This window comes from Sphingobacterium multivorum (genome assembly GCF_039511225.1).
Classification (GTDB): Bacteria; Bacteroidota; Bacteroidia; order Sphingobacteriales; family Sphingobacteriaceae; genus Sphingobacterium.
On the sequence record NZ_CP154261.1, the window covers coordinates 2,718,826 to 2,732,841 of the forward strand.

At 41.1% G+C, this 14,016-nt stretch carries 14 protein-coding genes; 11 read left to right on the top strand and 3 right to left on the bottom strand.

What is annotated here, in order from left to right:
• Positions 1-166 precede the first annotated feature (166 nt).
• Positions 167-1,267 carry a redox-regulated ATPase YchF gene (gene ychF / locus AAH582_RS11090; protein ID WP_046676249.1) on the bottom strand — a complete coding sequence of 367 codons (1,101 nt, stop codon included), beginning with the start codon at positions 1,265-1,267 and terminating at the stop codon, positions 167-169.
• A 68-nt stretch (positions 1,268-1,335) separates the two neighbouring features.
• On the opposite strand from ychF, the gene AAH582_RS11095 reads away from it, so the two are divergent.
• The 7 genes from AAH582_RS11095 (at position 1,336) to trxB (ending at position 8,285) form a co-directional block, all read left to right on the top strand.
• Positions 1,336-1,671: a Rieske (2Fe-2S) protein gene (locus AAH582_RS11095; protein ID WP_343322174.1), complete on the top strand. Its 336-nt coding sequence runs from the start codon at positions 1,336-1,338 to the stop codon at positions 1,669-1,671.
• An 88-nt stretch (positions 1,672-1,759) separates the two neighbouring features.
• Positions 1,760-2,764 carry an NAD(P)H-dependent glycerol-3-phosphate dehydrogenase gene (locus tag AAH582_RS11100; protein ID WP_070560849.1) on the top strand — a complete coding sequence of 335 codons (1,005 nt, stop codon included), beginning with the start codon at positions 1,760-1,762 and terminating at the stop codon, positions 2,762-2,764.
• 19 nt (positions 2,765-2,783) lie between these two features.
• Entirely contained in the window at positions 2,784-3,680 is an 897-nt protein-coding gene (gene hemF, locus AAH582_RS11105) for an oxygen-dependent coproporphyrinogen oxidase (RefSeq protein ID WP_343322175.1), read from the top strand.
• 20 nt (positions 3,681-3,700) lie between these two features.
• Entirely contained in the window at positions 3,701-4,960 is a 1,260-nt protein-coding gene (locus AAH582_RS11110; protein WP_343322176.1) for a M16 family metallopeptidase, read from the top strand.
• On the top strand, positions 4,950-6,272 hold the full coding sequence (locus AAH582_RS11115; RefSeq protein ID WP_343322177.1) for a M16 family metallopeptidase: 1,323 nt from the start codon (positions 4,950-4,952) through the stop codon (positions 6,270-6,272). The genes AAH582_RS11110 and AAH582_RS11115 overlap by 11 nt, the downstream gene beginning before the upstream one ends.
• 71 nt (positions 6,273-6,343) lie before the next feature.
• A complete protein-coding gene (locus tag AAH582_RS11120; RefSeq protein ID WP_046676254.1) occupies positions 6,344-7,300 on the top strand; it encodes a 3'-5' exonuclease in 957 nt (318 codons plus the stop codon).
• Between the two features lie 28 nt (positions 7,301-7,328).
• Positions 7,329-8,285, top strand: a complete 957-nt coding sequence (trxB, locus tag AAH582_RS11125) for a thioredoxin-disulfide reductase (RefSeq protein ID WP_046676255.1) — start codon at positions 7,329-7,331, stop codon at positions 8,283-8,285.
• 45 nt (positions 8,286-8,330) lie between these two features.
• On the opposite strand, the gene rnhA is transcribed toward trxB, so the two are convergent.
• Positions 8,331-8,825, bottom strand: coding sequence for a ribonuclease HI (gene rnhA, locus AAH582_RS11130; RefSeq protein ID WP_046676473.1), 495 nt, complete (start codon positions 8,823-8,825; stop codon positions 8,331-8,333).
• A 404-nt stretch (positions 8,826-9,229) separates the two neighbouring features.
• Here rnhA and AAH582_RS11135 point away from each other — a divergent pair, with 404 nt between their 5' ends.
• The 4 genes from AAH582_RS11135 to AAH582_RS11150 all read left to right on the top strand — a co-directional run bounded on the left by AAH582_RS11135 (position 9,230) and on the right by AAH582_RS11150 (position 13,597).
• The gene (locus AAH582_RS11135; RefSeq protein WP_343322178.1) at positions 9,230-11,068 is read left to right on the top strand and encodes an alpha-L-fucosidase; all 1,839 of its coding nucleotides are present in this window, start codon (positions 9,230-9,232) and stop codon (positions 11,066-11,068) included.
• 174 nt (positions 11,069-11,242) lie between these two features.
• The gene (locus AAH582_RS11140; protein WP_343322179.1) at positions 11,243-11,695 is read left to right on the top strand and encodes a hypothetical protein; all 453 of its coding nucleotides are present in this window, start codon (positions 11,243-11,245) and stop codon (positions 11,693-11,695) included.
• A gap of 82 nt (positions 11,696-11,777) precedes the next feature.
• Positions 11,778-12,467, top strand: a complete 690-nt coding sequence (locus AAH582_RS11145) for an SIR2 family NAD-dependent protein deacylase (protein ID WP_286710517.1) — start codon at positions 11,778-11,780, stop codon at positions 12,465-12,467.
• A gap of 32 nt (positions 12,468-12,499) precedes the next feature.
• Positions 12,500-13,597, top strand: a complete 1,098-nt coding sequence (locus AAH582_RS11150) for a DUF2891 domain-containing protein (RefSeq protein WP_343322180.1) — start codon at positions 12,500-12,502, stop codon at positions 13,595-13,597.
• On the opposite strand, the gene AAH582_RS11155 is transcribed toward AAH582_RS11150, so the two are convergent.
• Positions 13,586-13,951: a winged helix-turn-helix transcriptional regulator gene (locus AAH582_RS11155; RefSeq protein WP_046676260.1), complete on the bottom strand. Its 366-nt coding sequence runs from the start codon at positions 13,949-13,951 to the stop codon at positions 13,586-13,588. The two genes, AAH582_RS11150 and AAH582_RS11155, sit on opposite strands and share 12 nt — an antisense overlap.
• Between the last annotated feature and the right edge of the window lie 65 nt (positions 13,952-14,016).

Below are 14,016 nucleotides of genomic sequence, written 5' to 3' on the forward strand. Positions count from 1 at the left end.
ATGGTGGACTCACTGTGCTTACAAGGCGAATTTGATAATAGCCCGTCCGCTAGGTGGGGCATAGTTTTGACAATAAAAAAGGAGATGATAAAGCATAAAAAAGAGGCGAATACTTCAAAAGTGTTCGCCTCTTTTTTATGCTTACCTGTTTGAACAGGCGGGATGGTTATACGTTAAAACGGAAGTGCATGATATCGCCATCTTGGACAATATATGTTTTTCCTTCCACTGATAATTTTCCAGCTTCTTTTACTGCATTTTCGGAGCCAAACGTGACGAAATCGTCATACTTAATTACTTCAGCGCGGATAAATCCTTTTTCGAAATCTGTGTGAATTACACCTGCAGCCTGAGGTGCTGTAAATCCATTCTCAATCGTCCAAGCGCGAACTTCTTGTACACCAGCGGTAAAATAAGTCGCCAAATTTAAAAGCGAATATGCCGCGCGGATCAGCTTGTGTACGCCAGATTCTTCAAGGCCAAGGTCATCCAAAAACATTTTGCGCTCATCGTAGCTTTCCAGTTGGGCAATTTCAGATTCGATCTGTGCTGAGATAATCAATACCTCGGCTTTTTCATCCTTTACAGCTTCCTTAACACGTTCTACGTAAGCGTTACCTGTATTAACAGAACCTTCGTCTACATTACATACATAAAGTACTGGTTTGGCTGTCAACAAGGCTAAATCCTGGATGAACTCAAAATCTTCCGCTTCAATCGCTGCTGTACGTGCAGATTTTCCAGCTTCAAGATGATCTTTGACGATTGATAGGATGTCAAACGTTCTTTTTGCATCTTTATCGCCGCCTGTTTTAGCCATTTTTTCTACCTTCTGGATACGTTTTACAACAGTGTCCAAATCTTTAAGCTGCAATTCGGTGTCAATGATTTCTTTATCTCTGATGGGGTCTACCGAACCATCGACGTGGATCACGTTCCCATCGTCAAAACATCTTAAAACGTGAATAATAGCATTTGTTGTACGAATATTTCCTAAGAATTGATTGCCTAAGCCTTCACCTTTTGAAGCTCCTTTCACAAGACCGGCGATGTCGACAATCTCGATGGTGTTTGGAACAATTCGTTGCGGGTTGACTAATTCAGCTAATTTATTGAGACGGGCATCCGGTACGGTAATTACCCCAACATTTGGTTCAATTGTACAAAATGGAAAGTTAGCCGCTTGCGCTTTCGCGTTCGACAAACAGTTAAATAATGTTGATTTACCGACGTTTGGTAAACCTACGATACCGCATTGTAAAGCCATATATAGTGCAAATTTTTGAAATTGCACAAAGATAGAAAATTCACTGTAATTTTTAGCTATCTTGTCGAATGGTTCATTGGCACAAAATTGAACATGCCGATTTTCTTAAAAATCAGGGCATCAGCGAACATAAATTCGGTAGAAAAATTATTTGTATTACCTGGTACGAAGACCAACTCTATGCTTTCTCGCCTAAATGTCCACATGCTGGGGCACCATTGAAAAATGGCTGGTGTGAACGTGGAAAAGTAATCTGTCCTTTTCATCGCCATGAATTCGATCTGGTGTCGGGGAGAGGTAATCCCGAACAGCATGATTTTATTCGCGTTTACCCCATAAAATTCGAAAACAACGATTATTATGTTGGCTTGGAATTAGGCTTCTGGGAGCGTTTATTTGCTTAAAAAGTAACGAAAGTATCATATCTCACTGCGTGAATCGTATATCTCGTTAGTAAATAAGTATATTTGCTGTCGAAAACAAATTAAAGACATGCAGGGGAAAAAGATTGGTATAATTGGTAGCGGAAGTTGGGCTACTGCTATGATCAAGATGCTATGTGAAAATGACCAAGACAAGCATATTTTTTGGTGGGTAAGAAAGGAAGAGGATGCAGAATATATTCAAAAATTCAAACATAACCCGACTTACCTGAGCAGTGTTTCGGTTGATCTTAGTATTACGACGATTGATACCGATGCTAAAAACGTAATTACTAATTCAGATATTGTCATTTTAAATACGCCTGCGGCCTATTTGAAGGATGCACTGGCCAATGTGACGAAGGAAGATTTTAGAAATAAAATTGTTGTTTCCGCCATCAAGGGGATTATTCCCAAAGATAATTTGATTATCGGTGAGTTTTTGGAGCAACGGTATGAGGTCGATATTGAACAGATCTGTGTGGTTGGTGGTCCCTGCCATGCGGAGGAAGTTGCCTTAGGCAAATTGTCTTATTTAACTTTCGGCTGTAAGAACCTGGATAGTGCAGCATTGGTTGCTTCCTTTCTGTCGTCAAGGGTTATCAAGACGATTCTGTCGGAAGATGTACTCGGAATAGAATTTGGTGCAGTATTGAAAAACATCTATGCGTTAGCTGGAGGTATCTGTCACGGCTTAGGTTACGGTGATAATTTTCAGGCTGTGCTGGTCTCCAATGCAATTCGCGAAATGCGCCGGTTTGTAGGTAAAGTAGATGGTGATACGTCAAGGGATGTGAATACTTCGGCTTATTTAGGGGATCTTTTGGTAACAGCCTATTCCCAATTTAGCCGAAATAGAACCTTTGGTAATATGATCGGAAAGGGCTATAGTGTACAATCTGCGCAATTGGAAATGAATATGGTGGCTGAAGGGTATTACGCATCGGCATGTATTCAAGAGTATGCGAAAAAATATGCAGTGGAATTGCCTATATGCGATGCCGTGCATCAAATTTTGTATGAACACCTCCCTGCATCTAAAATTATTCAAGCATTGAGCGAAAAATTAACATAATAAAGTAGCAATAGAGTAGATGATAACAAAAGAAGCGATTGCTTTAGCTTATAAAGAAATTCAGGACGAAATATGTCAGGCGCTGGAGAAATTAGACGGATCGGCACGCTTTGAAGAAGAATTGTGGGAGCGTGAAGGCGGTGGTGGCGGTCGCACCAGGATCATTCAAAATGGTCAGATTTTTGAAAAAGGAGGCGTTAACTTTTCGTCTGTGTATGGCAAATTACCTGAAGCGATCAAAAAGTCATTTGCGGTGGAAGAAGATGATTTTTTTGCGACAGGAGTTTCCATTGTAATCCATCCAAACAATCCCTTCGTACCTATTATACACATGAATATCCGCTATTTTGAACTGAACGATCAGATTCGTTGGTTTGGCGGCGGTATTGATTTAACGCCGCATTATATCGATGAAGAGGATGCCCGTTATTTTCATCAGCAGCTGAAAGATGTCTGTGATAGACATGATTCATCCTATTATGAAAAATTTAAAAATTGGGCGGATGATTATTTTTATATCAGACATCGCCAGGAAACACGCGGCATAGGAGGTGTATTTTACGATAAGTTGAATACTGAAAAAACAGGGGTGAGCATGGAAGATATTTTTGCTTTTTCCTGTGACCTTGGACGCACGTTTGCACCAACATACACTGCTTTGGTGGAGAAAAATCGACATAAAAACTTTACTGATCAACAAAAAAATTGGCAATTGATCCGTCGCGGACGCTATGTCGAATTTAACCTCGTATGGGACTCGGGGACTAAATTTGGACTTGAAACGAATGGTCGGATTGAGTCGATATTGATGAGTCTACCAGCCCAAGCCAATTGGGCATATGATTATCGTCCTGAAGAAGGCTCCGAAGAAGCCAAAACCTTATCTTTATTGCGAAAAGGTATTAACTGGATTTAAAAACATCGAAGAAAAAATAGATGGTTTCTTATCGAAAATTTACGTTGGAAAACGGCCTACGTGTATTGGTACACGAGGATCATAATACAGCCATGGCCTGCGTCAATATCTTGTACGATGTGGGGGCAAGGGATGAATCTCCGGAACAGACCGGATTTGCGCACTTATTTGAACACCTGATGTTTGGTGGAAGTATCAATATTCCTAATTTCGATACCGAATTACAAAAAGTGGGTGGCGAGAATAATGCATTCACCAGCAACGATATTACAAATTATTACATCACTTTACCCTCTTCAAATCTAGAAACGGCATTGTGGTTGGAGTCGGACCGGATGTTAAGTTTGGCTTTTTCCGAACAAAGCCTCGAAGTGCAGCGGAATGTCGTGAGTGAAGAATTCAAACAGCGTTATTTGAATCAGCCTTATGGTGACGCTTGGCTAAAATTACGTCCATTGGCCTATCAGGTGCACCCTTATCGTTGGGCAACCATCGGAAAAGAACTGAGCCATATTGAAGAGGCTACAATGGAAGATGTTAAAGCATTTTTCAAATTACATTATAATCCGCAGAGTGCAATTATGGTTGTTTCTGGGGATGTTCATTTTGAGGAAGTAAAAGCTTTGACTGAAAAATGGTTTGGCGATATTGAGGCGGGCGAAAAATACAATCGCCAATTGCCTAAAGAACCCGCGCAAGATAAGATTAGACGGGAAACGACTTGGGCAGATGTGCCTTTGGATGCGCTTTATATGGCATTTCATGGCCCTGCTCGATTGGAAGAGGGGTATTTTGCAATGGATCTTCTGTCGGACATTTTATCGAGGGGCTCTTCTTCACGTTTATATCGTCGATTGGTAAAAGAGGGGCAGTTATTTAGTGAAATAAATGCTTATGTGATGGGAAGTATCGACAATAACCTCTTTGTTATTGAAGGAAAACCGTCGGAAGGCATCTCGCTAGAGGAAGCTGAACGCGCGGTGTGGGCAGAATTGGAGGTCATAAAATCCGAGTTGGTGCCTGCAGCTGAATTGGAAAAAGTGAAGAATAAGATCGAATCGACAAATGTTTTTGCAGAACTATCTATTTTGGATAAAGCCATGAATTTGGCTTTCCATGAGTTGCTGGGTGATGCAGACGGCATCAACACAGAGGTCTCAAAATATTTGTCGGTGAGTGCTGAGGAAGTTCAACAGCAAGCTCAGCTCATTTTTAGACCGGAGAATGCTTCTATATTAATGTATAAATCAAAACAAGAGGAGGCTGTACATGTTGGATAGGACAAAAGCACCCGAGTTCCGTGAAATTGGAAATATAAGTTTGAAAGAACCGATCAAGAAGCAGTTTGCAAACGGATTGCCTGTCTATGTATTCCAGTCGCCCGAGCAGGAGCTGGTACGGATAGAATGGATTTTTGAGAATACCTATCTTGACGGATCGGCTGAAAATCCGTTGTTAAATAGTACCCTAAGTGCATTGCTTAAGGAGGGGACAAAGACCATGTCGAGTGCAGAGATTGCAGATAAAGTGGATTTCTACGGAGCATTTCTTGTTCCTGAATATTCTTTTGACGTAACGTCTCTGTCGCTTTACACATTGAATAGACATAGTCAAGTACTCTTGCCGCTTGTAAAAGATATTCTAACGGAAGCATCGATTCCACAACAGGAATTGAATACCTATTTGCGCAATAACAAACAAAAGTTTCAAGTCTCTATTCAGAAAAATGATTATCTGGCGAGACGCAAATTTTACAATTTGATCTTTGGTGAGAATAATCGTTATGGGCGTACACCAAAACTAGCAGATTACGATGCAATTACGCGTGCGCAGCTGATCGAATTGTACCGTAGGGAAATTATTCCTGCGAATTGTACTTTAATTGTTTCGGGTAATGTTTCTGAAGAGCTTTTGCAGGAGTTGGAGCAAATCTTCGGTGTCGAGTGGCAAGGAGCAGCTGCTGTCTCTCCTTCGGAAATTCCTGCTTTGGTGCAAGGTTCAAATAACCTGGCTTATGAGGAAAAAGATAATGCCTTGCAGTCTGCCATTCGGTTGGGCTGTCAGACGATTGGAAGGGAACATCCCGATTATCCGGCATTACAATTTGTCAACACATTATTAGGTGGTTTTTTCGGTTCCCGTCTAATGCGCAATATCCGAGAAGAAAAAGGGTATACCTATAGCATTGGTTCGGCCGTTGCTACCTTGAAACATACTGGTTTTATGACCATTGTAACTGAAGTTGGGGTAGATGTAACACAGGCCACGTTGACTGAAATAGAAAAGGAGATCAATTTGTTGAAAACAACATTGGCCTCCGAGGATGAGGTCAATCTTGTGAAGACCTATATGGAAGGTTCTATGTTGGGTTCGTTGGAAAGTATCTTTTCGCATGCCGACAAGTTCAAAAGTGTTTTGTTAAATGGGATGACATTGAACTATTATTCCTATTATATGGAACAGATCAGAAATATGTCGCCCGAGAAGGTGCAGCATCTTGCCAATAAATACTTGGACTACGATGCCATGGTGAAGGTTGTTGTTGGGAAAATCAGTCAAGTAGAACCAGTTCATCAAGCGGTTGTAAATTAAATTTCTTAGACTACAAAAATCGAATACTACTTTGTATTTTTGGTTTTTGATAAAAAAGTGTATTATCCAGCATGGAATTAAAATTAAAAAGACCATTGGTGTTTTTCGATTTGGAAACTACAGGTGTTAATGTGGCGACCGATCGTATTGTGGAAGTATCATTTCTGAAAGTGATGCCCAGTGGTGAAGAAACAGTCTATACAAAGAAGATCAATCCAGAAGTGCCTATTCCTGCGGAATCCTCTTTTTTTCACGGCATTTATGATGAAGATGTGAAGGATGCTCCTAATTTTAGAGCAATCGCAGTGGAACTTGCGGCGTTTATTGCCGATGGAGATCTCGCGGGATATAATTCCAATAAATTCGATGTCCCAATGCTTATGGAAGAGTTTTTACGGGCAGGTGTTGATTTTTCATTGGAGGGTAGAGCATTTGTTGATGTTCAAAATATCTTCCATCAGATGGAACAACGTACGCTGAAAGCTGCATACAAGTTTTATTGCAATGAAAATCTTGAAAATGCGCATACAGCGGAAGCGGATGTTCGTGCCACATATGAGGTCTTGAAAGCACAGCTGACAAAATATGAAGGCGCAGCATTCGAAGATAAACATGGGACAGTGTCCTATCCTGTCGTAAACGATGTTGAGGCGCTACATACGTTTACCAACCTAAGTAAGCCTGTAGATTTTGCCGGACGTCTCGTCTATAATGCCGAGGGATTGGAAACGATCAATTTTGGTAAACATAAAGGAAGACCTGTTATAGAAGTATTTGAGCAAGAGCCCAGTTACTACGCTTGGATGCAGAACGGTGATTTTCCATTGTATACCAAGAAGGTCTTGGAGAATATCTGGAATCGGTATAAAAAGGAAAAGAGTGAGCAAAAGGCAAAAGCAGCTGCAGCCACCCATTCTGTAGAAGATAAAAAACTTGCGAAAAAGGAATTCAATCAGCAAAAAGAAGAAGCGCCGCAGAACATTTCTTTGGATATGCTGAAAGGATTGCAAGATAAATTTAAAAAATAACGTTAATTAATAGCTTAGAAAAAGGATTATGGAATTCAAACAAGAAGTGGAACATGTACAGTGTTTGATTATTGGTTCGGGACCAGCAGGTTATACTGCCGCGATTTATGCAGCCCGTGCGGATATGAAACCAGTCGTTTATACCGGTATTGTGCCAGGGGGACAGTTGACTCAAACAACTGAGGTGGACAATTTCCCTGGTTATCCAAAAGGTATCACTGGACCAGTGATGATGGAAGATTTGCGCGAGCAAGCTGAACGCTTCGGAACTTCAGTGCGTTTTGGATATGTGACTAAAGTGGATTTTACAGGTGAGGTACACCGTGTTGAGATCGATGGAACAGTACAAGTTACCGCAGATACAGTGATTATTGCGACAGGAGCCACAGCAAAATGGTTAGGCTTGGAATCTGAACAAAAATACAATGGTTTTGGTGTTTCAGCATGTGCTGTATGTGATGGGTTCTTCTTTAAAAACCAAGAGGTTGCTATTGTAGGTGCTGGGGATACAGCGGCAGAAGAAGCAACATATCTTGCAAAATTATGCTCAAAAGTACATATGTTGGTTCGCCGTGACGAGTTTCGTGCTTCTAAAGCAATGGTACATCGTGTTATGAATACACCAAATATCGAAGTTCACTACAATTCTGAGGCAAAAGAGGTCCTAGGAGATGGTCAGGTAGTGACCGGAATCCGCGTTGTTAACAATAAAGACCAGTCTGAAAAAGATCTCGAAGTAACAGGTTTCTTCGTTGCTATTGGGCATAAGCCTAATACGGAGCTTTTCACAGGTGTATTGGATATGGATGAAACAGGTTATTTAATTACAAAACCAGATAGTACTGCAACAAATATCCCGGGTGTTTTTGCTTGTGGTGATGTTCAGGATAACATCTTCCGTCAGGCAATCACTGCTGCAGGTACAGGTTGTATGGCAGCTTTGGAAGCTGAAAGATACTTAGCAGCTAAAGAAAGCGGCGAATAATCGCATGGAAATAATAAAAACGGGGCATTGTACAATGCCCCGTTTTTATTTGCCTTCTTCCATTTCAAAAACACTGTCGATTTTCCAATTTGCCTTATCTTTGGATGCCGCGACAGCCAAACGATCACAGCGCTCATTTAAGGGATGCCCAGCATGGCCTTTTACCCATACAAGGCGTACGGTATGGAGCTTATAGACGCTCATTAACCGCAACCAAAGATCTTTATTCTTTTTTCCCGCAAAACCTTTTTGTATCCAACCATATACCCATTTCTTATCAATGGCGTCAATGACGTATTTGGAGTCAGAATACACGGTAACATGTTGCTGTAGATTTTTCAGTGCCTCGAGGCCGACGATCACAGCCATCAATTCCATCCTGTTGTTAGTCGTTTTGCGGTAACCGCCCGAAAACTCTTTTTCGATCAGTTTACCTTTAAAGGCTTCATTATCGCCTGTATAAATAGTTCTTAAGATGGTTCCGTAACCTCCAGGGCCCGGATTTCCACTTGAAGCCCCATCTGTATATAATTCGATCATACCGGCCAAATATACATGAAGTTTTTGTAAGCACATACAAACGGATAAAAATGATCCAGACTAGTGCATATTTTGATGCTCGAGGTAGAAGAATTTGTACCGTTGCACCTTCAATAAATTGAACGACATGGCACACCGCTAGAGGCATCAAATTTAATAGGTACCCACAACTGATTTAATAGGGATTTTACACGGCTTTATCCGAATGAGGTCCCTATAAAGTCCCTATGAGATCCGTTTAAGTAATACGACTATTCCCTGCGTGTTTTTAGTTTGAGCGAGAGAAAATACAATGTTAGATTTCAATTGCTCTCCAACGTAATTTATCCCTTACATAGTTGGATTGTGCTGATTTATGTGTATTTTGCCGGCTTAAACTCGTTATGTAATCGATAAAATAGCTTATGAAGTTTCGAAAGATTTCTCTTTTTGTTCTTTTGGCGTCCGCGTGCTTAAACGTTTCAGCGCAGAACAATGTATCACCGCAAAAAATGGATTGGTTTGAAGATGCCAAACTGGGTATTTTTATTCACTGGGGGATTTATTCTGTCGATGGAATATCAGAATCTTGGTCATTCTTCAATAATTACATCAATCATGACAATTATATCAAGCAACTGAATGGTTTTACAGCAAAGGATTATAGACCGAAGGAATGGGCCAAATTGATCAAAGAAGCTGGTGCGAAATACACGGTGATTACAACCAAACACCATGACGGGATCTCGATGTGGAATACGAAGGCTGATAAAGCGATCACGACATTACAAGACGCAGCTGCCAAACAGGATGTAATCACACCATTTGTGAAAGCCATACAAGAAGAAGGCTTGCATACTGGACTGTATTATTCTTTGCCCGACTGGAGCCATCCTTATTACGATGTTTTTACGCGCAATCGAAAGCGTTATGAATTGAAAAGTGAGCCTTCTCGTTGGGATAATTATGTAAAATATTACCAGAGGCAATTGACTGAGCTATCCGAACAGTATAAGCCGGAATTACTTTGGTTTGACGGGGATTGGGAGCATAGTGCCGAGGAGTGGAAAGCTAAAGAGACCTTGAATCTTTTGCGGAAATATAATCCGAATATTATTATAAACTCGCGATTGAATCATCATGGAGATTACGATACACCTGAGCAAGGGATTCCAGTAACCCGTCCTGATGCTAAATTTTGGGAACTCTGTTATACCATGAATGATTCTTGGGGTTATCAACCCTTCGATAAAAAGTACAAATCTCCCAATATGATCATTCGAACGTTGGTAGATTGTATTTCCATGGGTGGAAACCTATTGTTGGATATCGGTCCAAAGGCAGATGGAACAATCCCTGAGGAACAATTAAATATTTTGAAACAGCTGGGGCGATGGACACATAAGCATGCGGCTGCGATCTACGGTACAAGAGCCGGTATTCCATTTGTGAACTACGGCGGGAAATCTGCTTTATCAAAGGACGGAAAGACACTTTATCTGTACGTGTATGAACAGAAACCCGAATTGCAGCTCAGAGGTTTGGTTAATCATACGGCCATTAAAGGAGTCTCAGTTGTCGGCGACGCATCCGCGAAAGTGAACGTTAAGTCGGAAAATGGAACCGTTCAAGTCGATTTAACGAAAGTAAACTTTGATCAGGACGTCACTGTGATTGCACTGAACTTTGCGGAGGCGCTTCGTTGGACTGCACCGCAAGATACTGAAGTTACGTTGAAATCTGTACTGGATAATAAGTTGACAGGTCGTGCTTTAGGTCAGATCGCTTCAACACTGCATGCCGGAAAAAATATCTTTGATAATTCCGGATTGACCGTGGATGGCTTAGAGACCAAATTGCCTAGTAGTAATGCGACTAATCCAACGGTATTAAAGTGGATTAAGGATCATGCCGAAGCACTTTATGAGACTGGAAAAGGCTTACCTGAAGGACATTATGAAGGACTAAGCGCGCTCTCTAAAGATCGCCAGACATTGTATCTGTTTGTCGAGGGAAAACCTACGGGTCCTATTGCACTAAAAGGTGTTAAAAATGGAGTCGCCAGGATCCGCGTGGTCGGTGAGGGGTCCATGATAAATCATGAGGTTTTCAATAAGCTCTATTGGAGTAGCATCCCGGGTATTATCTACATTCAGGCACCAGCAGAGCGCTTGGATAAAAATATGACAGTTATTGCTGTTTTGTTGGATGCGCCAATACAACTATATCGCGAGAAAGTGGGCGCTATCGAAAATAACCTTTAAGAGGTCGGATAGCAATTAGCGTTGAAAAAAAGCCTGGGATAACAAAATATCCTGGGCTTTTTTGCGAGATATAAACTATGCTGATTTATTAATTCTGATCCATTTTCTTTCGGTATTCGGTGCATTTTCTCCTGAATTGTGGCGCAAAAGCATTTTTTATTATAACTTAGGCCTATGAATCCAATCAAAGCTGTTTTGATCCCAATTTTTGCTCTTCTTTGTGTTTGTTGTTCCGGTGACGGAAGTAAATCCGAGCGATTGCGGGCAGATTCGTTAGTGAATGAAGTGGTCAATGGAAGGTTAGCTCTAGCAACATTAGCAGAGTCAAATGAATTTATGTATTTCAATGATAAATACTTTCATGAACCGGCAGATTTAAAGGTCATTCCGAAATTTGATAAGGTACAGATTCAAGTTGTTACTTATCGGATTTATCAGCATGTCAAATTAAAAAATAATCGCTATGTGTTCAACGTGCAGAAAGCCAGTGAACTGCATATACCAAATAGCGCTTTTGTGTATTACCAACGTTCTTTTGATGATATGAACCGTAAGGCTGCCTTGAGTAAAGACTCGATCCGACTCGAGCTGCCGGATAATTATGCATCTTTGTTGATAAATGAATGATCTAGATCAGGTCTACAGACATGATGAAGGTCATATCAAAAGTCAATCTTAACTATACAATGGTGCAACAAATAGATTTAAGATGGAAAAGAAAAATATCGTTGTATTGACGGGGGCCGGTATTTCGGCTGAAAGCGGTATACCTACCTTTAGGGATGCCAATGGATTGTGGGAAGGACATGACGTCATGGAAGTTGCTTCCATTGAAGGTTGGCATAAAAATCCAGCCTTGGTGCAGGAGTTTTATAATCTGAGACGGAAAGCCGCTTTGGTCGCACAGGCAAATGCGGCTCATCATGCGCTGGTAAAATTGGAATCAGCATACCGGGTGAGTATTGTGACGCAGAATGTTGATCTACTGCATGAACAGGCAGGATCCTCCCATATCGTTCATTTGCACGGACGCTTGGACCAGTCGAAGTCATCTGTCGATGACCGTTTGGTATATCCCATTGTTGGTGATGAGATCAAGATGGGCGATCTTTGTGAGAAGGGTAGTCAGCTGAGGCCAAATATAGTCTGGTTTGGAGAGGCTGTGCCGGCCATTGAGGAAGCGATAAGCCTGGTTTCGAAGGCCGATATTTTGATTATTGTGGGAACCTCCCTACAGGTTTATCCCGCTGCGGGACTTAAAGAATTTGCGCCTAGTCACTGTAAATCGTTTTTAATTGACAAAAAGATTCCTCATGACAACGCTTTACGTAATATACAGTGTTTTGAAGAATCGGCGACCATAGCTGTTCCTGAACTGGTAGAACAATTACTTAATTAAATGTTATATAGTCGTTTATAAAATAAGGTTTTATGAAGAAAATAATAGGGCTTCTTTGCATGTCCGTTGCTTTTGTTGCATGTCAAAATAATTCAGCGATCAGAGTAAATACGAGTTCAAATGACCAGCCTTTAACCTTGGATAGCGTTCAGGCCAAGCATCTGCTCAGTTTGCCACTGCATTGCATCGAAGTGGAATATCCCAATAAGTTGGGACAGGTACTCGGTAGTGATGGTGATCTAAAAGCACCGCGTACATTGCATCCAATTTTTTACGGTTGTTTTGACTGGCATTCTTCTGTACATGGGTATTGGTCAATTGTGCATATTTTGAAGGAATTTCCGAATCTGGACAGTTCGGGTGAAATTCGGCGCCAATTGAACCGAAATATCACAGCCGAAAATGTGGCTGTTGAATTAGATTTCTTTCAAGATAAGAACAATAAGAACTTTGAGCGTACGTATGGCTGGGCCTGGTTGTTGCAACTGCAGAAGGAATTATTAACTTGGGAAGATGCCGATGCAAAACGCTGGGCATCGAATCTTGAACCGTTGGTGAAACATGTGGTGAAATCGTATCAGGAATATTTGCCCAAATTGGTCTATCCGATCAGGACAGGCTATCATGATAATTCGGCCTTCGGCCTTTCGCTGTCCCTGGACTATGCAAGAAGCACGGGAAATGTGACGTTTGAAAAATCATTAATGACGAATGCTTCTCGTTTATACAGTCAGGATAAGAGCTGCAACATTTCTTTTGAGCCAAGTGGAAGCGACTTTCTTTCTCCTTGTCTTGAAGAAGCCCTCTGTATGAGTTTGGTGTTGCAACAGGAGGATTACCGTAAATGGTTAAAGGATTTTATGCCAGATCTGTTTAATCCCGAGTTCAATTTAGAACCGGGTATCGTGAAAGATCGAACAGACGGACATTTGGTCCATCTGGATGGACTTAACTTTAGTCGCGCAAACTGTTTAAACGGTATCGCCAAAGCGCTGCCTGAGTTAAGTTACTTGCATAGGTTGGCAAATAAACATTTAAAGTATTCTTTGCCCAATATCACAACCAAGGACGACTACATGGGGTCGCATTGGTTAGGTACATTTGCACTCTATGCACTATCAAAGCATTGATTCGGGGAGATTATCTTCTCCCCATTTATCCATGAGGGTTAATATTTCCTCGAGCGACCGTCCGAGCGCTGTTAATTCGTATTCAACCTTTGGTGGAACTTGCTGATATACAAGTCTATTAATCAGCTTGTCATGCTCCAGCTCCTTTAGTTTAGCAATCAGCATACGTTCAGATATTCCCACGAGTCTTTTCCGCAACTCACTATAGCGGAGTTTACCTTCATTTAGCAAATAGGAAAGGATATTGATTTTCCATCTACCGCCTATGGCGGCTAAGGTAAATGCAATACCACAACGGTCTTTCCAGTATAGCTCATTAATGTGATTGGTTGAATTCTCTTTTCGTGGGTTCATACAAACTTTTTTGTTGGTATCATACAATCTAGTATGTACTGTTATTCCTGCAAATTAATAAAGAA

What these genes read in the sequence shown, in the direction of transcription:
- ychF (WP_046676249.1), bottom strand. Translation starts at nt 1,267, where the DNA reads ATGGCTTTACAATGCGGTATCGTAGGTTTACCAAACGTCGGTAAATCA.
- AAH582_RS11095 (WP_343322174.1), top strand. Translation starts at nt 1,336, where the DNA reads ATGGTTCATTGGCACAAAATTGAACATGCCGATTTTCTTAAAAATCAG.
- AAH582_RS11100 (WP_070560849.1), top strand. Translation starts at nt 1,760, where the DNA reads ATGCAGGGGAAAAAGATTGGTATAATTGGTAGCGGAAGTTGGGCTACT.
- hemF (WP_343322175.1), top strand. Translation starts at nt 2,784, where the DNA reads ATGATAACAAAAGAAGCGATTGCTTTAGCTTATAAAGAAATTCAGGAC.
- AAH582_RS11110 (WP_343322176.1), top strand. Translation starts at nt 3,701, where the DNA reads ATGGTTTCTTATCGAAAATTTACGTTGGAAAACGGCCTACGTGTATTG.
- AAH582_RS11115 (WP_343322177.1), top strand. Translation starts at nt 4,950, where the DNA reads ATGTTGGATAGGACAAAAGCACCCGAGTTCCGTGAAATTGGAAATATA.
- AAH582_RS11120 (WP_046676254.1), top strand. Translation starts at nt 6,344, where the DNA reads ATGGAATTAAAATTAAAAAGACCATTGGTGTTTTTCGATTTGGAAACT.
- trxB (WP_046676255.1), top strand. Translation starts at nt 7,329, where the DNA reads ATGGAATTCAAACAAGAAGTGGAACATGTACAGTGTTTGATTATTGGT.
- rnhA (WP_046676473.1), bottom strand. Translation starts at nt 8,825, where the DNA reads ATGATCGAATTATATACAGATGGGGCTTCAAGTGGAAATCCGGGCCCT.
- AAH582_RS11135 (WP_343322178.1), top strand. Translation starts at nt 9,230, where the DNA reads ATGAAGTTTCGAAAGATTTCTCTTTTTGTTCTTTTGGCGTCCGCGTGC.
- AAH582_RS11140 (WP_343322179.1), top strand. Translation starts at nt 11,243, where the DNA reads ATGAATCCAATCAAAGCTGTTTTGATCCCAATTTTTGCTCTTCTTTGT.
- AAH582_RS11145 (WP_286710517.1), top strand. Translation starts at nt 11,778, where the DNA reads ATGGAAAAGAAAAATATCGTTGTATTGACGGGGGCCGGTATTTCGGCT.
- AAH582_RS11150 (WP_343322180.1), top strand. Translation starts at nt 12,500, where the DNA reads ATGAAGAAAATAATAGGGCTTCTTTGCATGTCCGTTGCTTTTGTTGCA.
- AAH582_RS11155 (WP_046676260.1), bottom strand. Translation starts at nt 13,951, where the DNA reads ATGAACCCACGAAAAGAGAATTCAACCAATCACATTAATGAGCTATAC.